Raw genomic sequence first — 19,495 nt, 5'->3', positions numbered from 1 at the left:
CGGGTTCGGTCCTCCTTACTTCGCCGCCGAAGGCTGCAATCGGTATTCTTCCCTGGACTGGGTGGGACGATCCCTGGCCCAGTCCGGCGTTTCGGGATCCATGTCCGGCCATGGATTGCGCGGATAAGGATATGAAATGCGGTACCATTTCCGGCCGCCATGGCAGCCGTAGCAGGTATCGGACCCGGCCTTCGCTGCTTCCTCGATGCCTTCCGGATTCAGGTAGGTCACCTGGTGGCGCACGGTGCGGAACAGGTCCTCATGGCAGGTTAGACAGCCATTGGGCGTCTCCTCGTCCTCCATGTCGGCGCGAACCTCGTGCCATGGTCCTCCGAGACCCATGATCGTTTCGGGATCGGGGAAGGCTCCGTGACACAGAAGGCAGGTCTCCGACGGGTTCACCACCTTGCGGTTGGTGAAGGCCGGCGTGACCGGATCCGCGCTGAACGCGGCCGCATTGGGCACCATGTCCGGCGATTCCTCGCGCGGATCATTGCCCTTGTGGCAGAAATTGCACTCGAGATTCATCACCTGCCTGGCGAACGGGCTCTCGATGTGGCGCCAATGGAATGTCTGCTGTTCGCCTTCATAGGTGTCCAGTGTCTGGTACCATGCCAGCGTGTCGATGGCCTTCACCCCGGCAGGGGATTCCTCGAGCGGCTTGTGCTCCAGGATTTCCTGGTGGCAGACAAGGCACTCCTGGCTGCTCGACGTTTCGATGGCAGGCGAGAAATGCAGCGGATGGTAGCGGGCGCGCTGGTGGTCCAGCGTCTTCACTTCCTCCGTCAGCGCTGCGACCCGTTCAGCGATCTCCATCTTCTTCCCGGGGGACATGGCCTGCCCGCCGGCAGCAGGGGACTTGACGCCGGCCAGCACCGTCGCGCCCGGACTTTCGGAGCTAGGTGACGCGTCGGACCGGCCGGCGCCATCAATGCCGGATAGCCCCCTGTTTGCATCCGGCATTCCGGATTCGGCCGAGGCTGTCGCGGGACCGGTAACCGGTTCGCGCCTTTCGACGGCCGTGTTCGTCCCAGCCTGGACAAGGGAAGCCTGCTGCCTGGATCCCTTGTCCTCTTCCGGGCCGGGAATGCTCAACGCAGCCAGAACGGCAACGGCAAATGCACTTGACGACAGGATTGCAAGGCCATGGACGATACGGCGTGGTTTCATGACAGCTGCTTCATTTTCCAGAGTGGCAGATTGGGGAGGCGGTCGCCCGCCTCCCCGTTCAAGCGGTTGTGGCGATCACTTCTTGTCGCCACCCATGCCGGACATGCCCCCCATGCCAGACATACCGCTCATTCCACCCATGCCGCCCATGCCGGACATGCCACCCATGCCGGACATGCCACCCATGCCACCCATGCCGGACATGCCGCTCATGCCACCCATGCCACCCATGCCGGACATGCCGCTCATGCCACCCATGCCAGCATAGGTCCACTGCGTGCAGGTCCAGCCCGGATTGTTGCCGGCCATTCCAGACATGCCGCTCATGCCGCCCATACCGGACATGCCGCCCATGCCACCCATACCGGACATTCCGCCCATGCCACCCATGCCGGACATGCCGCCCATGCCACCCATGCCGGACATGCCGCCCATGCCGCTCATGCCGCCCATGCCGGACATGCCGCCCATACCGGACATTCCGCCCATGCCGGACATGCCGCTCATTCCGCCCATACCGGACATGCCGCTCATTCCACCCATGCCAGCATAGGTCCACTGCGTGCAGGTCCAGCCCGAATTGTTACCGGCCATGCCGGACATGCCAGACATGCCACCCATGCCACCCATGCCGGACATGCCACCCATGCCACCCATGCCGGACATGCCGCCCATGCCACCCATGCCGGACATGCCGCCCATGCCGGACATTCCGCTCATGCCGGCACCAATGGCCGGAGCGACCGCCAGCAATGAAGCGCTGCACATTGCGGCCAGAACGGCTTTCCTGATGTTGCTCGACTTCATTTCACTCTCCTCTTTGCTTGAAGACACGGCCGGCATGTGCGCCTGGCTCTGTGTTGGGTCAGCCGGGAAATCCCGGCCGGAAACCGAGGGTGTCCCCCTCCGCGAACCGGGTCAGTCGTCCTGATGCCAATTGCGGATGTCGTAGTGACCCGTCATTCCAGGGTGATTGAACGGCGTGTACCAAGCCCCCGACGCGTCCAGACTTGCGAGACCGGACGGGACGGGTTCGGCGATGCCGTGCATCATCCGGTCGGACCAATCCGCGGGCTTGTTGAACGTTTCGATGCTCGGCGCATCGACGGGCCGGCGATCCGGCTCGACACCGGCAATGAAGACATCTTGCGCAACCGAACAATGCAAGGATGCCAACATAGCGGCGCACGCAAGCAGCGGGATTTTTCCGTTGAACGACATGCGAAAGCCCCCTTTTTCCACCGCCCCCCGATCATCCGGCGGCCGGCAGGAAAAAGGTCAGCAAGAAGCGCGCCAATTGACAGCACGGCGCCAACCTTCTGTTAATCAATCGCTTTTCGGGAGCGCGTGTTCACGCGGGCTGATCGCACCAGCAAAAACCATGACAAGTTGGCAGGCCTTTCAGGCTGCCGGAAAATTTCTTCATAAAAATCATTTGTTTAGTCACTGCCAATTTGGCAGCGTTTGGAAATCCGCCTGCCAGAAAGGCGGATGCGGTGCCCTGACTTGCGGGTGTCCAACTAGTTCCAGCAGCTGCATCAGCCCGCAAGACGAGCCGAAAGTTCGTTCGCGCAGCCAAGCACGGCACGGCGCGCCAGGTCGATGTCGAGCCCTTCCAGTCCGACAACGCCAACGGCGCAGTCGAGCGCGGGGGCATGCGCGCCTGGCGCGCGGACCGGACTTGCCAGACCGACAGCTCCCTTCTGCAACTGGCCCCGCGTCAGGCTGTAGCCATCCCGGCGGGCCGCGCGTACGGCCTCGTCTTCCCCGGGCTGCTCCGGACGGCCTGCGAGAATCGCGATGCCGGCCGCCCCGACCGTCAGTGGATGGCGGCTGCCGACCCGGTAACTGATATCCAGGAAGCCGCCCGGCGGCGCGGCGGTGACGATAGCCACGCCCTCCCCGCCATCGGCGATCGACAGGAACGCCGCGGCGTCAACACGGCGCGCCAGGGCCTCCACCAGCGGCCGGGCGACAAGGCGCAGATTGCCCTCCGCCTTTGCAGCCAGAGGGATGACCGCACTGCCGAGCGTGACGCGGCCATCGGGCAGGCGCCAAACCATGGCGTGATCCTCCAGCGTGGCGACAATGCGGTAGGCAATGGCGCGATGGACGCCCAGCGCCCCGGCCAAGTCCGCAATCCTCATGCCGCCATTGGCCTGCGACAGAAGGCGCAACGCCACCAACCCCCGGTCTAGTGTCTGCAGCCGCGCCTTGCGGTCAGCCGTGTCATTCATGTCATTGCTCCGGCCGCCGGTGCTTGACGCGCAGGGCGGGTCTTCGTAACCTTCACTGATAATGAACACTAAGTTCGATAATCGCACAAAGTCAAGGAAGCCCGCGATGAACGACCGGCAGCATGAAAGCGGCACCGCATGTCCCGTTGCGCATGGTCCGGCGGCGGGGTGTCCGGTGGAGGCCATGGCGGCGCAGTTCGATTTCTTCGGGGATCCGTACCTGGCCGATCCTGGCCAGGCGCTGCGCTGGTCACGCGAGCAGTTGCCGGTCTTCTTCAGCCCGAAGCTCGGCTACTGGATCGTCACCCGCTACGACGACATCAAGGCGGTGTTTCGCGACAACATCCTGTTCTCGCCGCGCAACGCGCTGGAAAAGATCACGCCGGTCAGCCAGGAGGCCATGGATGTGCTGGCCTCCTATGGCTATGCGATGAACAGGACCATGGTAAACGAGGACGAACCGGCCCACATGGCGCGCCGGCGCGTGCTGATGGACCACTTCCTGCCGGAGAACCTGGAAACCAAGCAGGCGATGATCCGCCGCCTGACGCGGGAAAAGGTGGATGCCTTTGTCGATTCGGGCCGCGTGGACCTGGTCGACGCCATGCTCTACGAGGTGCCGCTGACGGTGGCGCTGAACTTCCTTGGCGTTCCGGAGGACGACGTCGCAACGCTTCGCCGCTTCTCGGTTGCCCATGCGGTGAACACATGGGGACGGCCGACGCCCGAACAGCAGGTCGCCGTGGCCCATTCGGTGGGCAGGTTCTGGCAATATGCCGGCGACGTGATCGAGCGCATGCGCGCCGAGCCCGACGGCAAGGGCTGGATGCATGACACGATCCGCAAGAACGCAATGATGCCCGACATCGTCACCGACAGCTATGTCCATTCGATGATGATGGCGATCATCGTGGCGGCACACGAGACCACGGCGCTGGCTTCGGCCAACATGTTCCGGACCCTGCTCAGCCATCGCGATGCCTGGCGGGACATCTGCGCCGACCCGTCGTTGATCCCGAATGCGGTGGAGGAATGCCTGCGCTATTGCGGCTCCATCATCGCCTGGCGGCGCGAGACGACGGGGCCGGCGCGTGTTGGCGGGATCGATCTGCCGGAAGGCGCCAAGCTGCTGATCGTGATGGCATCGGGCAACCAGGACGAACGCCATTTCGAGGATGGCGACCGCTTCGACATCTATCGCGACAACGCGGTGGAGCACCTGAGCTTCGGCTATGGCAGCCACCAATGCATGGGCAAGAATATCGGGCGCATGGAAATGCGCATCTTCCTGGAGGAGATGACCCGGCGCCTCCCGCACATGAAGCTCGCCGAACAGGATTTCACCTATCTGCCGAACACATCCTTCCGGGGGCCGGACCATGTCTGGGTGGAATGGGATCCTACGGCCAACCCGGAGCGGGCCGATCCGTCCCTGCGGGAGAGCCGGCGGCATTTCCCCGTTGGCGCGCCGGAGCGCAAGGCAATCGCCCGGCAGGTGACCATCGCCTCCGTGCGCCGCGAGGCCGACGGCGTGATCGGCCTGACGCTCGCCGATGCCAGGGGCCTCCCGCTTCCCAGATGGAGCGCCGGGGCGCATGTCGAACTCGTCATCGACGGCTATGACCGCAAGTATTCGCTGTGCGGGCGCCCCGACAGCGGCACCTACGACCTGGCGATCCTGCGCGAGGCGGACGGGCGCGGCGGCTCCCGCCATATCCACGATACGGTGCGCCCGGGCATGACCTGCAAGCTCCGGGGGCCGCACAACCTGTTCCGCCTGGACGAGGATGCGCCATTCCATCTCCTGGTGACCGGCGGCATCGGCATCACGCCGATCATCGCGATGGCCGACCGGCTCAAGGCGCTGGGCAAGCCCTATGCACTCCATTATTGCGGCCGCTCGCGCGCATCGATGGCGTTTCTCGACCGGCTGGTTGCGGATCATGGCGCCATGCTTTCCATCCATGCCGGCGACGAGGGAAACCGGGCCGACCTGGCCGCGCTGATCGCCGGTTTGCCTGCCGGCGGAAAGGTCTATGCCTGCGGCCCGGACCGGATGATCGCGGCACTGGAGGACCTGACCGCCCGGCTTCCCGCCGGCACGCTGTGCTTCGAGCATTTCGCAACCTCGCTCGGCACGCTCGACCCGGAGAAGGAAAGCGCCTTCGACGTGAGCCTGCGCGATTCCGGACTGACGCTGACCGTGGCCGCCGACACGACGCTGCTCGACACGCTGCGCGCGGCGGGCATCGACATTGCCTCTGATTGCTGCGAGGGGCTGTGCGGTTCGTGCGAAGTGGAGGTGCTGGAGGGGTCGATCGACCATCGCGACCGGGTGCTCTCCAGGCCGGAGCGGGCAGACAACCGGCGCATGATGGCGTGCTGTTCGCGTGCCGCCGACGGCGGGAAACTGGTCCTGGCGCTGTGACGCGGCGGCGCCGGCAGGTACCGGCCGGATGCGGACGTCTCACCGATTGCCTGGCGATGGAAAACATGGCGCCAGCAGCCGTGGTGCGCCCGCTCAACGCAGCGCATTTCCGAACGATCTAGAGAACGAAGTCCGTGGCATCGATTCCAAAACCGGTACCGAGAAGCTCGATCCGGAAGTCAGCCATGCCATCGCCATTCACATCGCCTTCTATGAAGGTCAGGCCACCCAATTCCCAAGACCGCAACTGACCCGCTGAACCGGTAAACGTGCTACCGACATAGATGAAGGCCTGATCGCCACCTGTATTTGTGTCGGCATCGAGCGCGGAAAGGTCGATCACGTCTTCACCATTGCCGAAATCCTGGATACGGTCCCGATCCGCGAACAGCAGGCCGGTATCCGAGATGTCAAAATAGACAAACCGGTCGTTTTGATTGCCACCATAGAGGATGTCACGGCCTTCACGGCCTCGCAAAGTGTCGTTGCCGTTATTGCCAAGCATGATGTCACTACCGGCACCGCCGTCAAGCAGATTGACCTGCGCGGAGCCGAACAGACGGTCATCGAAGGCCGATCCGATTACATTTTCAAAACCGGAAATCGTATCCCCCGTAGCGTCGCCACCTGTCGCGGCGTTGCCGCCGAGGAAGACATATACGGCACCACTGGAACCATTGTAGCCCAACGTGTCATACCCGGATCCGCCCGAAAGGGTATCCGCGCCCGTTCCACCGATTACAAGATCATTACCGTCGCCACCAAGTAGGGCATCATTTCCGGCACCTCCAAAAATGAGGTCATTTCCGTCACCACCATCAAAATAGTTTCCGCCGCTATTTCCTACCATGCTGTCAGTTCCGCCGCGTCCGTAACCGGCAAAATATTCTGCTCCAATTATTATGAATGTATCGTTTGCATCCGTGCCGTGCACTGACTGTATGTTGAACACCCAACAATATTCCAAATCACCGCCCGATATACCACCTATTTCTGTTGTTGTGTTATAATAAATATATCCACCATTTTGCGATGTTGATCCCATATCTACATCAGCAATTCCTGTGCCATCCCCGTTATTTAAAGCAACAAAATCAATATTATTATTTGATTGCTGTATATAAAATCCAAACCCCGAATCTTGACCTGTTACTCTCACCTCGCTGTCAAATTCTCCAAAGTCCAATAAAAATGTACCATCGGTTTGGAAAATTGTATACCTATCACCATTAATGAAAGAATAGTTGCCATCTGCGACAATAGTTACGTCAAACTCAGGCCCGGTCAAGACTCCAGATGAATGTTGCACGAAACCGCATGACGAACCATCTGATGCTACATGAAATTCAATTCCTGCTCCGTATTGTATGAATATATCTCCGGTTAATTCGAGCACCTGATCCGAATTAATAACGATCTGACCATCAATTATATTTTCAGTCATATAACACCATATTTTTCAACATATTTTTATATGCACCGTTTAAATATTTCATTTACATCGGAATTGCAGATTGTTTTGAACGTATCCGTTCAAACGCCAAGTTCCAACGACCATCTTTGGACTTTCGCTTCTTATCCGAAAAGTCGCTCTATCAATGCGGATCGTATTTCCTGATCGCCCTACTGATCTTGCTCGATATGATGGCGTTCGATAGGCGATCGGGTTCCCGTTTCTGAACGTGAGCGTTCCAGAGCCATATCCGGGAAAATTGGCTGTGCATGTCGTGTTTTGAGGACCAGCCGCCAGAACCGGGGTCCCCAAAAGCGCGGCAACAGCAGCGGAGAATATTGCTACGAAGATGAGCCGACTTGACATTTTGGACTCCTTTGCCAGATCTTTTTAAAATAGATATTGCGTCAAGTAAAGAGTTTCGCCGTCTGCCTTCGCGTTCAAAGACTGTGTTGATGCTGAACATGTTCACGCGACCGCAATATTGTATCAGGCTAGCGACACACTGGAGCTGAGAGGTCTGTGCGGGGCGGATGTTGCAATACGTCGGCATCCTGCAGCGGAATTCACCGTTCTCCCGAAGATGCGATGACTGCACAGGGACACCTTACAGCGCCACGTTTGAAGCAATCAATTTGCAATGGCTTCTTCGGATTCGGGAGACCAAGGTGGATATAAATCCTGTTCCGTTCGCAGTTTCCCAGACCGACAAGGGAAGCCGCACGCGTGCCAGGAAATTGAAATAGATGGTGCCCAGGGGCGGAATCGAACCACCGACACGCGGATTTTCAATCCGCTGCTCTACCAACTGAGCTACCTGGGCACGTCTGCCGAACCTTTCCGGTTCCGGCGGCCGGCGGCGTTGGCATTCCGTCGGCGTTGGCGGGCGTTATATCATGAGTTTTGCCGCTGGCAAGCGCCTGCCGCGCATTTTTCCAGCGCCTCGTCCAGACAGGATGCGACGCGATGGGCCAGGGTTGTCAAAGCCCTGCATTTTCTGGTTTTTTCGCGCCGCCATGCGTTGACCGAGCGCGCCGATTGGCGGGTTTCACGGGTCTCAATCGCCATCGCCGGAACCGGGATCGGTGTTTTCCTCCGCCTCCGTCACCGGAATGGCGTAGGAGCCGGAAAGCCAGCGATTGAGATCGACGTCCTTGCAGCGGGCCGAGCAGAACGGATATGTGTCGCGGGCCGAGGGCCTTCCACATTCCGGGCAGGCGCGTTTCGGCCGCAGCGGCGTGACCTTGCTGTCGCCACCGGCCATGGTCATACCGGCTGGCTGCCGGACAGCCAGTTGAAGTGCACCTTGAAGCCCTCGCCGGTCAGCAGGCCGACCGTCTCGTAGAGAGGCAGGCCGACGACGTTGCTGTAGGAGCCGACCAGCTTGACGACGAAGGTCCCCGCGAGGCCCTGGATGGCATAGCCGCCAGCCTTGCCGCGCCATTCGCCGGAGGCCAGGTAGCTTTCCAGTTCCTCGCGCGAAAGACGCTTGAAGCGCACGCGCGTCTCCACGAGACGGGTGCGAAACTTCTCCTGCGGGGTGACAAGGCAGATGCCCGTGTAGACGCGATGCGAACGGCCCGAGAGGAGCCGCAGGCTGTTGGCCGCCTCGTCCAGCATCTCGGTCTTGGGCAGGATGCGACGGCCGACCGAGACCACCGTATCGGCGGCTAGGACGTAGGGATGGTCGAATTCGGGTTCCGCCTTCAGCGCGGCGAGCGCCTTCTCGGCCTTTTCCCTGCACAGCCGCTTGGCCAGCGAGCGGGGATGCTCGGCGCGCTGCGGCTCCTCGTCGATGTCGGCCGGCATCAACCGGTCCGGCTCGATCCCCGCCTGCTGGAGCAGTTCCACACGCCGCGGCGAGCCTGATGCCAGGACAAGCTTCTGGAATACGCTCATGACGGGTTTCGTTCCTGTCGGCGGCCGGTTGTCAGCGACCGGACGCGTTACTTGAAGCGGTAGGTGATGCGCCCCTTGGTCAGGTCATAGGGCGTCATCTCGACAAGCACCTTGTCGCCGGTGAGCACGCGAATGCGGTTCTTGCGCATCCGGCCAGCCGTGTGGGCAATGATCTCGTGGTCGTTCTCAAGCTTCACGCGGAACATCGCGTTGGGCAGCAATTCCGTAACCACCCCGGGAAACTCCAGGACTTCTTCCTTCGCCATGCGTAGCCTTTTCTCGTCGAATTCGTATCGGCGCCAAATTTCCGGCGGAACCTATATGATTGCCGCCGGATTGTGAACACGCTTATTTGCCGCCTGTTCCGGCGGATGGCAACGCGAACCGCTGCCTGATCTTGTCTTCCAGAAGATCGCGCACGTCGCGATAGGCGCCAAGGATCTGGTCGCGGGTGCCGCGGGTGTCGCTCGGGTCATGCAGCGGCCAGAATTCGAGGTCGCCGGCATGGGTGCGCATCATGTCGACGGCCTTGTGATGGGCTTCCGGCGAAAGCGACACCACGAGGTCGAAATAGTCGTCCTCCAGTTCGTCCAGCGTCTGCGGCAGGCGCTTGCCGAGGTCCAGCCCCCGCTCGGCAAGGACGGCATCGACGAAGGGGTCGCGCTCGCCCTTGCGCACGCCTGCGGAGGCCACATAGGTGCCGGACGGCAGGATCGCGCGGGCCAGTTGCTCGGCCATGGGTGAACGGATCGCGTTCAACGAGCAGAGGAAGAGGATCGAGCCGGGGCGCGCCGTCATCCGCCGCTCCGCCTATCCACGCCAATGCAGCACGCAGACCAGCGTGAAGAGACGCCGCGCGGTATCGAAATCCACCTCGATCTTGCCGTCCAGGCGCTCCATGAGCGTCTGCGAGCCTTCGTTGTGAAGGCCGCGCCGGCCCATGTCGATGGCCTCGATCTGCGCCGGAGAGGCGGTGCGGATCGCCTCGTAATAGCTCTCGCAGATCATGTAGTAATCCTTCACGATGCGCCGGAAGGGCGTCAGCGAAAGGATGTGCGTGATGACGGCATCGCCGCTCTCGCGCGTGACCTCGAAGACGAGGCGCGATTCAACCAGCGACAGCTTCAGCCGGTAAGGGCCATCCCCCGTGTCGCCCACCGGCCTGAAGCTGTTTTCCTCGACAAGGTCGAAGATCGCGACGGCGCGCTCGTGCTCGACATCGGGCGTGGAACGGCCGATCGATTCGTCGAGCACGACATCGATGAGCCGCGCCGTGTCGCCGGAGGCCGCCATCAGGTGCCGCCCGCCCGGTTCATGCGGATGGCCACGGAGCGGCCATGCGCATCGAGCCCCTCCGCCTTCGCCAGCGCGATCGCGGCGGGGCCGAGTTCGGCAAGCTGTTCGGGCCCGAGCTTGAGAATGGATGTGCGCTTGACGAAGTCGAGCACCGAAAGGCCGGAGGAAAAGCGCGCCGAGCGTGCCGTCGGCAGGACATGGTTGCTTCCGCCGACATAGTCGCCGATGACCTCGGGCGTATGCCGGCCTAGGAAGATCGCGCCGGCATTGCGGATGCGGGCGGCAAGCGATTCCGGATCGGCGGTTGCGATCTCCAGGTGCTCGGCGGCGATGCGGTTGGCCAGCGGAACGGCATCGTCCAGGTTTCCGACGACAATGACGGCGCCGAAATCGCGCCAGGAGGCAGCAGCGGTCTCGCCGCGCGAGAGCCGTGTCAACTGGCGCTCGACGGCCTGCTCGACGGCCGCGCCGAAGGCGGCGTCATCGGTCAACAGGATCGACTGGGCGGCGGTGTCGTGTTCGGCCTGGGCCAGCAGGTCGGCGGCGATCCAGTCCGGGTCGTTCTCGCCATCGGCGATCACGAGGACCTCCGACGGGCCGGCGATCATGTCGATGCCGACCGTGCCGAAGACCTGCCGCTTGGCGGCAGCGACATAGGCATTGCCGGGACCGACGATCTTGGAAACCGGGCGGATCGTTTCCGTGCCATAGGCAAGCGCGGCAACGGCCTGCGCGCCGCCGATCCGGTAGATCTCGGAGACGCCGGCGAGGCGGGCCGCGGCAAGCACCAGCGGATTGATGCGGCCATCGGGGGCGGGCACCACCATGACGATGCGCTCGACACCGGCCACTTGCGCCGGCACCGCATTCATCAGCACGGAACTGGGATAGCTGGCCGTGCCGCCGGGCACATAGAGGCCGACGGCCTCGACCGCCGTCCAGCGCGAGCCGAGTTCCACGCCGATTGCATCGGTATAGCGGTCATCCTTCGGCATCTGGCGAGCGTGATGCGAGCGGATCCTGTCGCGCGCCAGTTCAAGCGCCCGCATGGTTTCGGCATCGACGGCGGCAAGGGCCGCATCCACCTCGGCCTCGCTGACCGCAAGGCCCGTGGCCGACAGGTCGGCGCGATCGAAGCGGCGGGTAAACTCCACGACGGCGGCGTCACCATCACGGCGCACGGCGGCGATGATGTCGCGGACCGCGGCATCCACATCGGCCGAGACTTCCCGCTTGGTGGCAAGAAAGGCGGAAAACCGGCTTTCGAAATCCGGATCCGACTGTCTCAACGTGATGGCCATCGCTTTTGCCCGTCCTACCCTTCGCCGTCGTCCCTGTCGTGGTCCGGCCTGGCAAGCGTTTCCCATGCCGCGCCGATATCCGTCAACTGGACTTCAATGCATTCGACCGCGATGCGGATGGCCGCTCCGCCGGAAAACGTCAGTTCGATCGTGCCGGCCGGTTCCTCGCCGCGCTGAAAGGTCACGGCGAGCAGGTTGAGGACATCCTCACCCTTTGACCGGTCGATGCCGGTGGCCTGAACGGAGCGGACGCGCTTGATGGCCAGCACAGACCGGCGGCGCTCGCCGCGGCGATCGAAGAAGCCGCGCTTCCTTTCCCAGGCATAGCGGTTCATCTCGAGAATGAAGGAGCCGCTGCGCGGATCCTGGGTCAGGTCGGCCACGCGCAGGACCGAATCCTGCACGTGGGCGGAGACGATGCGCAGGTCTTCCCTGTCAAAGGCGATCAGTTTCAACGGCTTCATGGTCCGGACCCGCCCCGATGGTTTTGCTTCGTCCTTGGCCGGCCCCTGAGGGCCTCGCGCTTCCGACCCTAGTTAGGCCCGGCGCGCGCCTTGCGCAACCGCCAAGAAGGTATCAGCCCGAGACACGCTCGATCTCGGCGCCGCAGCGCGAGAGCTTTTCCTCCAGCCGCTCGAACCCGCGATCGAGGTGGTAGACACGGTTGACCTCGGTGACGCCTTCCGCCGCCAGCCCGGCAATGACCAGGGCGGACGAGGCGCGCAGGTCGGTCGCCATGACCGGCGCACCCTTGAGACGCGGAACGCCTTCGACACGGGCGATCTGGCCGGACAGCGTGATCCGCGCGCCAAGGCGGGCCAGTTCCTGCACATGCATGAAGCGGTTCTCGAAGATCGTCTCGGTGATGTGCGAGACACCGCCGGCCCGCGTCATCAGCCCCATGAACTGGGCCTGCAGGTCGGTGGGGAAGCCCGGATAGACCTCCGTCGTCACATCCACCGGACGGATGACATCCCCGGCGGCGCGCGCGACGCGGATCCCGCCTTTGGCCTGCTCCACGGTGGCGCCTGTGGCGCGGACCCTGTCGAGTGCGGTCTGCAGGAGGTCGGCACGCGCATCCTCGAGCAGGACATCGCCGCCGGTCATGGCCACGGCCATGGCATAGGTGCCGGTCTCGATGCGGTCGGGAATGACGGAGACCTGGGCGCCGGAAAGGCTGTCGACGCCATCGATGCGCACGGTCGGCGTTCCCGCCCCCTCGATGCGCGCCCCCATCGCATTGAGGCATTCGGCCAGGTTGACGATCTCGGGCTCGCAGGCCGCGTTCTCGATCAGCGTCTCGCCGCGGGCCAGGCTCGCGGCCATCAGCATCACATGGGTGGCGCCGACGGAGACCTTGGGAAAGGTGTAGCGGTTGCCGCGCAATCCACCCTTCGCCCGGGCCTGGACATAACCGTTTTCGATGTTGATGTCGGCACCCAGCGCCGCCAGTCCGTCAATGAACAGGTCGACGGGGCGGGTGCCGATGGCGCAGCCGCCCGGAAGCGAGACGTTGGCCTCGTGCATGCGGGCCAGAAGCGGGCCGATGACCCAGAAGCTTGCGCGCATCTTCGAGACGAGTTCATAGGGCGCGGTGGTGTCGACGATGTTTCGGGCGGTGAAATGGATGGTGCGAGAATAGCCCTCGCCCTGACGCTCCCGGCGGCCGTTGACCATGTAGTCGACGCCATGATTGCCCAATATGCGGGTCAACTGCTCCACATCGGCCAGGTGCGGAACGTTCTCCAGCGTCAGGGTGCCGTCTGTCAGAAGCGAGGCGATCATCAGCGGCAGGGCCGCGTTCTTGGCGCCGGAGATGGGAATCACCCCGCGCAGTTCATTGCCGCCCTTGATGCGTATCCTGTCCATGCGCTCCCGCCGTTGCAATGGGTGGATGCCGGGAGACCCGGTCGAGCGGATGCTCTAGACCATCGATACATGGGGTTCAAGGAAATGGTGAAGCAAGGCCTGGCGACGGCGCGCCGGACCAGAGGCGATAGGGGTCTCAGCCGTCGCCTTCCGCAGCCGGGCGAGCGGCTGCCGGCAAGCCTTCCGGCCGTCCGTCGGACTCTCCGGACCGGCGCGCGCGGGCCTGCGCCTTGCGCCGCTGCAGGTTGGCGCGCAATTCCTCCGCCAGGCGCCGCCTGCGTTCCTCGGCCGGGTCTCCCGGCACCTTTTCCCTATCAATCGCCATGACGCCGTTTTTCCGTTCCAAGCGGTTCCGCAATGCACATGGCCCGCCGCCGTTTTCATGGCAAGCCCGAAGGCGAAAAAACTCCGCCGGCAGTGCTTGCGCAGCCGCCGTCTCTGTGGCAGAAGTCCGCCGCATCCAAGAGCGCTGCCGTAGCTCAGGGGTAGAGCACTCCCTTGGTAAGGGAGAGGTCGAGAGTTCAAATCTCTCCGGCAGCACCATTCCAAAGCGTTGAATTCAAACAAACTGTTGGTTTCGAAGGCGAAATCCTTCCGGCTGCTCCATTCGACTGTTACAGTGGAGCCATGGAAGCGATGCCAAATCACCCCCGCCTGTTTCGCCGTGGTGCGACGTTCTATCACCGGGCCGCTATACCGGCGGACATCAAGGAAACCTATCCCAAGACCGAAGAGGTCTCGTCGCTGAGGACGAAGGACTTTCGTGAAGCGGTTCGCCGTGTACGGATCGAGGCGGCACGGGTTGACCGACTGTTCGATATGCACAGGCGGAGCCTGCTTGAGCCAGCCAAGCCCTCCATCGCCGAACTGTCTGAATCGCAGCTGGAGCATATTCGGCAGGTCTACTACGCTCACCTTCTGGACGAAGATGAAGACTTGCGGCTCGATGGGTTCGAAGATCGGCCATTCGACGCGTACGAGCAAGACGTCGAAGACCTCGATGCGATCAACCGATATGAATACGCGCGAGGGGAGCGCGGTATCTTTTTCCCCGATGAAGCAGCGGAAGTTCTCTCGTGGAGCAACGTCAACCTGACGCTCTCGCCAGAGTCACCAAGTTGGCCAAAGGTCATTCGCGCGTTGCAAGCTGCGACCATACAGGCTGCCAAGGCAAAGCGGCGGCGCAATGCCGGTGAAGTCATCGAGACACCCTTGATCCCGTCCGCCATGGAAGTTTCTTCATGTGACACGCCGTTGCTTTCGGTCGCACTTGCGGAATGGATATCCGAGAAGCGGAGAACCTCATGGGTCTCCAAGACCGCCGATGATCACCGCATCTGGACGGACCGCTTTCTGATCGTGTGCGGAGACAGGCCGATTGAGACTTATCGCAAAGCAGACGCGCGGGAGTTCAAAGATGCCCTGATGGCCCTCCCGGCGAACTGGACGAACAATCCGGAACTGCGAGACCTGCGGTTCGACGAGGCTGCGAAGAAGTCGAAGGAACTTGGCCTCCCGCCTATGTCTGTTTCCAACATCAACAAGATCATCGGCTTCGTGGCGGCCTTCTGGAACTGGGCAAAAGTCAATTACGATGACATCAGCAGCAACCCGTTTGACGGTATGAAGCTAGCCAGGAACAGCCGGGCACGGGACGAGCGGCATCCGTTCACCATTGCGGAACTGGAGGCGATCTTCCGGACACCCCTGTATACGGGTTGCCGGTCGGCGCAGGCGTGGAGAACGCCGGGCAATGTCATCCCGCGAGACAGCGGCCTATACTGGGTTCCCCTGATTGCTCTCTTCACAGGTGCAAGAGCCGGGGAGATCATCCAGTTGCGCATGGAGGACATTGCCTCGCAGGACGGGATTTTGCGGTTCGAGCTGACGGACGAGGGTGAAGATCAACGCCTGAAGACGGCCGGGTCGCACCGGATGATCCCCGTACACAAGGCACTCGAAGACCTCGGGTTTGGCGATTTCGTCGAAAGGTGCCGCAAGCGAAAACAGGAGCGCCTGTTTCCCGAGATGCGGAAGGGCTCCGACGGCTACTACTCTTCGCCTTATTCTCGCCAGTTCCGCCGACTGCTCGAAACAGCCGGTATCAAGCACTCGAAAAACTCGTTTCACAGCTTCCGCCACTGCTTCGAGGATGCCTGCAGGGACAGCGGCATCTCTTCGGATATAATGAACGCCCTTCAGGGACATGCCGAGCATGGCATGGCCGCACGATACGGCAGCGGTTTCAGCCTGAAGCGCTTGGCGGAGGAAATGGAAAAGCTGGAGTACGGGAATTTGGATTTATCCCACCTGCGATCCACATAGCGGCAGGTTGTGCGACCGCGTCTCATGCCGTAGCAATTGCAGTGCGATGATTTGCGGAATGACGGCGACATGAGTTCAACCAATTTCGATCATCTGGAACCACTCAGCAGCGAGTTGCACCGCCTTGGTGTGCTGGCTGAACGCTTTTTCGCAGAAGACGCGAATACGTCGCTCATCAAGAGCAGGCAATTCGCCGAATACATGGTCAAGGAAATCGCGGCGCTTTCCGGAAGCTATGACCCCGCAAAACAAGAAAGCACAAATGATCTCCTTCGGCGGTTGTCTGCCGAACAGGTTCTCCCGCGCGAAGTCGCTGACGTTTTCCACGCCGTACGCAAAAAGGGAAATGAGGCAACGCACAATTTCACAGGGACCCCAGCGGAAGCACTTTCGGCGCTGAAGTTCTGCCGGACCCTCGGCATCTGGTACCGCAGGACATACGGGCGTGACGCCAAGTTCAAGCCAGGCCCATTCGTTCCTCCAAGGGACACCGGGCAAGCCGACGACGCCACACGAGCGGAACTGGAGCAACTGCGCAAGAAGGTCCTTGAGCGGGAAACGGAGCTCGCCGCCGCGCAAGCCTCAGCGGAAGAACAGGCCAAAGCCCGAGAAGCGGCGGAGGAACTTGCCAGGCAGTCGGTCGAGGAAAGCGCTGTCTGGGAACAGTCGGCGCTTGAGATGGAGGCCAACCAGGCCGAACTAGCCAGGAAACTTGCAGACCTGCAGAAACAGGCCGAGTCCGAACCTGACCAACTCAAACTGGAGTTCAAGCAGGCAGCCAAGGAAGCCGCCAGCCGCCTGGAACTGGACGAGGCCGACACCCGGCTGCTCATCGATGTCCAGTTGATGGACATGGGCTGGGAGGCGGACACCAGTGAGTTCCGATACTCCAAAGGGGTCCGGCCGGAAGCCGGTCGCAATCTCGCCATCGCCGAATGGCCGACGAAAACCGGCCCCGTCGATTATGCGCTGTTCGTCGGACTGACCTGTGTCGGTGTGGTTGAGGCCAAGCGGGAAGCGGTCGATGTCCCCTCGACGCTGATCCAGGCCGAACGCTATGCGCAGTCCATAAGATTGACCAGTGAGGAAGCATACCCATACGGGCCTTGGAAGCACGGGCTGGACGACCCTTTCCGGGTTCCTTTCGTGTTCGCTACCAATGGGCGGCCCTTTGTCCGGCAGTGGCAGACCAAGTCCGGAATCTGGTACCGGGATGTCCGGCGGTCGACCAATCATGCGGTGGCATTGCCGCAATGGTTTGCGCCCAAAGACCTGCTGGACAAGCTGGACACCGATGTCGACGCGGCAGCGCAAGGATTGGCGGAGGAGAGCTTCGGCAAGGGCAAGCTGCGCCCATACCAGGAAGACGCCATCGAGGCCATCGAGAAGGCAATCGAGGCCGGGCAGCGGGACGTGCTGATCTCGATGGCAACCGGGACCGGCAAGACGCGGACCAGCATCGCGCTGATGTACCGGCTGCTCAAGCACAAGCGCTTCAAACGCATCCTCTTCCTGGTCGACCGCAAGGCGCTGGGCAAGCAGACGGAAGACGCACTTGAGACCACGGAACTCGAAGGGCTCCTCAACTTCGCCCAGATTTACAAGGTCGCCGGTTTGGACAAGAAGATGCCGGAGCCGGAAGACCAGGTGCAGGTGGCAACGGTCCAATCCCTGATCGCGCGGATCCTCAACGAGCCCGATGTCGGCAAGCGGCCCACACCCGGGACCTATGACTGCATCATCGTGGACGAAGCCCACCGGGGCTACACGCTGGACGCGGAACTGCGCGAAAGCGAGAGCGGCTTTCGAAACCTGGAGGACTACCAGTCGGCCTACCGGCAGATTCTCGACTACTTCGATGCCGTCAAGATCGCGCTGACGGCGACCCCTGCCCTTCACACGCGCGAAATCTTCGGCCACCCCGTGTTTCACTACGGCTACCGGCAGGCGGTTGTCGAAGGCTATCTCAATGACCACCTGCCGCCGAAACGGATCACCACGGCGCTGGCAGAGGCGGGAATCCATTTCGAGGGCGGCGAGGAAGTCGAGATCGTCGACCGCAAGACGGGCCAGATCGATCTCTTCTCCCTGCCCGACGACGTGGACCTCGACTACGATCTGGCAACCTTCAACAAGCGCGTCTATTCCGAGGCCTTCAACCAGGTCGTCTGCCGGGCGATTGCGCAGGAAATCCCGCCGGACAGCCCCGGCAAGACGCTGATCTTCGCGGCTCGCGATACCCATGCCGACGATGTCGTGCGCCTCCTGACGCAGGAGCTCCAGGACGAATACGGCAAGGATGCGATCCCCCACAACATGGTGATGAAGATCACCGGCAACGTCGACAACAGCCAGGAATGGATTCTGAAGTTCAAGAATGACACCTATCCCAAGTACGTGGTGACGGTGGACCTGCTGACCACGGGCGTCGATGTGCCGTCGATCTGCAACCTGGTGTTCCTGCGCCGCATCAGGAGCCGCATTCTCTATGACCAGATGATCGGACGGGCGACCCGGCTGTGCCCCGAGATCGGCAAGCAGTTCTTCCGCATCTTCGACGCCGTGGACCTCTATGCAGAGCTGCAGGAGATGTCGGACATGCGGCCTGTCGTCGTGAAGCCCAACGTCTCGCTTGGACAGCTGGTCGCGGACCTGTTCCAGGCGCAGGACGCGGAAGACAAGGACTGGGTCGCCGGGCAGGTCGTCGTACGGATGCGCGGCCTTTCGAACCGAATGGACGAGGAGACCCGGGAGAGCTTCGAACGGCATACCGGCCAGACGCCGGAAGCGGCGATCCAGTCGCTGGCGGCAAAGTCCGGCGCGGAACTGGAAGACTGGCTCAAGGCGCATCCGCGCTCCGTCGAACTGCTCGAACGCAAGCCGGTGCAAACCAACGGGCGCGGCGACGGCGTTGTCATCTCCAAGCATGAGGACGAACTGCTGCGCATCGAGGAAATCTTCGGCAAGAACACCACGCCGGAGGATTACATCGAGAGCTTCGAGCGCTTCGTCCGGGAGAATATGAACACGGTCCCGGCGCTGATCGCGGTCACCAGCAAGCCGCGCGAACTGACCCGCAAGGAGCTTTCCGAACTCGCCGGGCTCCTCGATGAGAAGAACTATTCGGAATCCATGCTCCGAGCGGCCTATGGCAAGGCGCGGAATGCCGACATCGCGGCACACATCATCGGCTTCGTCCGCCAGGCGGCGCTTGGCGATCCGCTGGTGCCCTATGCCACCCGGGTGGACGCGGCGATTGACCGGATCGAGGCCTCGCGCGACTGGACGAAAAAACAGAAGGAATGGCTGCGGCGGATCGGCCGGGCGCTGAAGGACAAGCCGGTGGCGGACCCGTCGCTGCTTGATCAGGGGTCCTTTGCCGACAAGGGCGGGTTCAAGCGCATCTCGCAGGACTTCGACGGCGAACTCGAAACGGTTCTCAAGCAGTTCAACGAAGCCATCTGGGGATCACCGGCGGCATGAGCATTCCCGGCGGAATCAGGTTACAACCACGACA

General features: G+C 62.1%; 18 protein-coding genes and 2 tRNA genes. 4 read left to right on the top strand and 16 right to left on the bottom strand.

From position 1 onward, the window contains the following. Positions 1-15 precede the first annotated feature (15 nt). The 4 genes from ACLB6G_RS14505 to ACLB6G_RS14490 all read right to left on the bottom strand — a co-directional run bounded on the left by ACLB6G_RS14505 (position 16) and on the right by ACLB6G_RS14490 (position 3,407). The gene (locus tag ACLB6G_RS14505; protein ID WP_410356912.1) at positions 16-1,170 is read right to left on the bottom strand and encodes a hypothetical protein; all 1,155 of its coding nucleotides are present in this window, start codon (positions 1,168-1,170) and stop codon (positions 16-18) included. A 75-nt stretch (positions 1,171-1,245) separates the two neighbouring features. Further along, entirely contained in the window at positions 1,246-1,977 is a 732-nt protein-coding gene (locus ACLB6G_RS14500) for a hypothetical protein (protein WP_410356911.1), read from the bottom strand. Between the two features lie 111 nt (positions 1,978-2,088). After that, a complete protein-coding gene (locus ACLB6G_RS14495; RefSeq protein ID WP_410356910.1) occupies positions 2,089-2,391 on the bottom strand; it encodes a hypothetical protein in 303 nt (100 codons plus the stop codon). Between the two features lie 317 nt (positions 2,392-2,708). Then, positions 2,709-3,407: an IclR family transcriptional regulator gene (locus tag ACLB6G_RS14490; protein WP_410356909.1), complete on the bottom strand. Its 699-nt coding sequence runs from the start codon at positions 3,405-3,407 to the stop codon at positions 2,709-2,711. 106 nt (positions 3,408-3,513) lie between these two features. On the opposite strand from ACLB6G_RS14490, the gene ACLB6G_RS14485 reads away from it, so the two are divergent. After that, a complete protein-coding gene (locus ACLB6G_RS14485) occupies positions 3,514-5,835 on the top strand; it encodes a cytochrome P450/oxidoreductase (RefSeq protein WP_410356908.1) in 2,322 nt (773 codons plus the stop codon). 118 nt (positions 5,836-5,953) lie between these two features. Here ACLB6G_RS14485 and ACLB6G_RS14480 read toward each other — a convergent pair whose 3' ends face one another. The 12 genes from ACLB6G_RS14480 to ACLB6G_RS14425 all read right to left on the bottom strand — a co-directional run bounded on the left by ACLB6G_RS14480 (position 5,954) and on the right by ACLB6G_RS14425 (position 13,978). Continuing rightward, a complete protein-coding gene (locus ACLB6G_RS14480) occupies positions 5,954-7,279 on the bottom strand; it encodes a calcium-binding protein (protein ID WP_410356907.1) in 1,326 nt (441 codons plus the stop codon). A 756-nt stretch (positions 7,280-8,035) separates the two neighbouring features. Further along, positions 8,036-8,111: transfer RNA gene (locus tag ACLB6G_RS14475), tRNA-Phe, on the bottom strand. 71 nt (positions 8,112-8,182) lie between these two features. Then, on the bottom strand, positions 8,183-8,356 hold the full coding sequence (locus ACLB6G_RS14470) for a hypothetical protein (protein WP_410356906.1): 174 nt from the start codon (positions 8,354-8,356) through the stop codon (positions 8,183-8,185). Continuing rightward, on the bottom strand, positions 8,346-8,558 hold the full coding sequence (gene yacG / locus ACLB6G_RS14465) for a DNA gyrase inhibitor YacG (RefSeq protein ID WP_410356905.1): 213 nt from the start codon (positions 8,556-8,558) through the stop codon (positions 8,346-8,348). Before yacG ends, ACLB6G_RS14470 begins: the two co-directional genes overlap by 11 nt. Further along, a complete protein-coding gene (locus tag ACLB6G_RS14460; RefSeq protein WP_410356904.1) occupies positions 8,555-9,187 on the bottom strand; it encodes a Maf-like protein in 633 nt (210 codons plus the stop codon). Before ACLB6G_RS14460 ends, yacG begins: the two co-directional genes overlap by 4 nt. A 47-nt stretch (positions 9,188-9,234) precedes the next feature. Beyond that, positions 9,235-9,453: a translation initiation factor IF-1 gene (gene infA, locus ACLB6G_RS14455; protein ID WP_094075588.1), complete on the bottom strand. Its 219-nt coding sequence runs from the start codon at positions 9,451-9,453 to the stop codon at positions 9,235-9,237. Between the two features lie 82 nt (positions 9,454-9,535). Further along, positions 9,536-9,985 (bottom strand): arsenate-mycothiol transferase ArsC, encoded by a 450-nt coding sequence (locus ACLB6G_RS14450; RefSeq protein WP_410356903.1) that lies wholly within the window; start codon positions 9,983-9,985, stop codon positions 9,536-9,538. A 12-nt stretch (positions 9,986-9,997) separates the two neighbouring features. Further along, the gene (locus tag ACLB6G_RS14445) at positions 9,998-10,480 is read right to left on the bottom strand and encodes a UPF0262 family protein (protein ID WP_410356902.1); all 483 of its coding nucleotides are present in this window, start codon (positions 10,478-10,480) and stop codon (positions 9,998-10,000) included. Beyond that, complete coding sequence (gene hisD, locus ACLB6G_RS14440) at positions 10,480-11,784, bottom strand: histidinol dehydrogenase (protein WP_410356901.1); 1,305 nt, start codon at positions 11,782-11,784, stop codon at positions 10,480-10,482. The genes ACLB6G_RS14445 and hisD overlap by 1 nt, the downstream gene beginning before the upstream one ends. Positions 11,785-11,798: 14 nt before the next feature. Beyond that, positions 11,799-12,248 carry a DUF2948 family protein gene (locus tag ACLB6G_RS14435; protein WP_410356900.1) on the bottom strand — a complete coding sequence of 150 codons (450 nt, stop codon included), beginning with the start codon at positions 12,246-12,248 and terminating at the stop codon, positions 11,799-11,801. A gap of 112 nt (positions 12,249-12,360) precedes the next feature. Beyond that, a complete protein-coding gene (gene murA, locus ACLB6G_RS14430; protein WP_410356899.1) occupies positions 12,361-13,653 on the bottom strand; it encodes a UDP-N-acetylglucosamine 1-carboxyvinyltransferase in 1,293 nt (430 codons plus the stop codon). A 136-nt stretch (positions 13,654-13,789) separates the two neighbouring features. Beyond that, complete coding sequence (locus ACLB6G_RS14425) at positions 13,790-13,978, bottom strand: hypothetical protein (RefSeq protein WP_410356898.1); 189 nt, start codon at positions 13,976-13,978, stop codon at positions 13,790-13,792. Positions 13,979-14,121: 143 nt separating this feature from the next. Between ACLB6G_RS14425 and ACLB6G_RS14420 the strand changes: the two genes are divergently transcribed. From ACLB6G_RS14420 to hsdR, 3 genes are all read left to right on the top strand, one after another. Then, a tRNA-Thr gene (locus tag ACLB6G_RS14420) sits at positions 14,122-14,196 on the top strand. Positions 14,197-14,280: 84 nt separating this feature from the next. Next, a complete protein-coding gene (locus ACLB6G_RS14415) occupies positions 14,281-15,978 on the top strand; it encodes a DUF6538 domain-containing protein (protein ID WP_410356897.1) in 1,698 nt (565 codons plus the stop codon). Positions 15,979-16,047: 69 nt separating this feature from the next. After that, on the top strand, positions 16,048-19,461 hold the full coding sequence (gene hsdR / locus ACLB6G_RS14410) for a type I restriction-modification system endonuclease (RefSeq protein ID WP_410356896.1): 3,414 nt from the start codon (positions 16,048-16,050) through the stop codon (positions 19,459-19,461). Positions 19,462-19,495 lie beyond the last annotated feature (34 nt).

Origin of the sequence: Zhengella sedimenti, from assembly GCF_046506625.1 — a bacterium.
Lineage (GTDB): Bacteria > Pseudomonadota > Alphaproteobacteria > Rhizobiales > Rhizobiaceae > Zhengella > Zhengella sedimenti.
This window is presented reverse-complemented; position numbering and strand designations above follow the sequence as displayed.

Bases quoted from the DNA above. Each gene is read 5' to 3' on its own strand.
- ACLB6G_RS14495 (WP_410356910.1), bottom strand. From the start codon at position 2,391: ATGTCGTTCAACGGAAAAATCCCGCTGCTTGCGTGCGCCGCTATGTTG.
- ACLB6G_RS14435 (WP_410356900.1), bottom strand. From the start codon at position 12,248: ATGAAGCCGTTGAAACTGATCGCCTTTGACAGGGAAGACCTGCGCATC.
- ACLB6G_RS14470 (WP_410356906.1), bottom strand. From the start codon at position 8,356: ATGGCGATTGAGACCCGTGAAACCCGCCAATCGGCGCGCTCGGTCAAC.
- ACLB6G_RS14485 (WP_410356908.1), top strand. From the start codon at position 3,514: ATGAACGACCGGCAGCATGAAAGCGGCACCGCATGTCCCGTTGCGCAT.
- yacG (WP_410356905.1), bottom strand. From the start codon at position 8,558: ATGACCATGGCCGGTGGCGACAGCAAGGTCACGCCGCTGCGGCCGAAA.
- ACLB6G_RS14425 (WP_410356898.1), bottom strand. From the start codon at position 13,978: ATGGCGATTGATAGGGAAAAGGTGCCGGGAGACCCGGCCGAGGAACGC.
- hisD (WP_410356901.1), bottom strand. From the start codon at position 11,784: ATGGCCATCACGTTGAGACAGTCGGATCCGGATTTCGAAAGCCGGTTT.
- ACLB6G_RS14445 (WP_410356902.1), bottom strand. From the start codon at position 10,480: ATGGCGGCCTCCGGCGACACGGCGCGGCTCATCGATGTCGTGCTCGAC.
- hsdR (WP_410356896.1), top strand. From the start codon at position 16,048: ATGAGTTCAACCAATTTCGATCATCTGGAACCACTCAGCAGCGAGTTG.
- murA (WP_410356899.1), bottom strand. From the start codon at position 13,653: ATGGACAGGATACGCATCAAGGGCGGCAATGAACTGCGCGGGGTGATT.
- ACLB6G_RS14500 (WP_410356911.1), bottom strand. From the start codon at position 1,977: ATGAAGTCGAGCAACATCAGGAAAGCCGTTCTGGCCGCAATGTGCAGC.
- ACLB6G_RS14415 (WP_410356897.1), top strand. From the start codon at position 14,281: ATGGAAGCGATGCCAAATCACCCCCGCCTGTTTCGCCGTGGTGCGACG.
- infA (WP_094075588.1), bottom strand. From the start codon at position 9,453: ATGGCGAAGGAAGAAGTCCTGGAGTTTCCCGGGGTGGTTACGGAATTG.
- ACLB6G_RS14490 (WP_410356909.1), bottom strand. From the start codon at position 3,407: ATGAATGACACGGCTGACCGCAAGGCGCGGCTGCAGACACTAGACCGG.
- ACLB6G_RS14460 (WP_410356904.1), bottom strand. From the start codon at position 9,187: ATGAGCGTATTCCAGAAGCTTGTCCTGGCATCAGGCTCGCCGCGGCGT.
- ACLB6G_RS14480 (WP_410356907.1), bottom strand. From the start codon at position 7,279: ATGACTGAAAATATAATTGATGGTCAGATCGTTATTAATTCGGATCAG.
- ACLB6G_RS14505 (WP_410356912.1), bottom strand. From the start codon at position 1,170: ATGAAACCACGCCGTATCGTCCATGGCCTTGCAATCCTGTCGTCAAGT.
- ACLB6G_RS14450 (WP_410356903.1), bottom strand. From the start codon at position 9,985: ATGACGGCGCGCCCCGGCTCGATCCTCTTCCTCTGCTCGTTGAACGCG.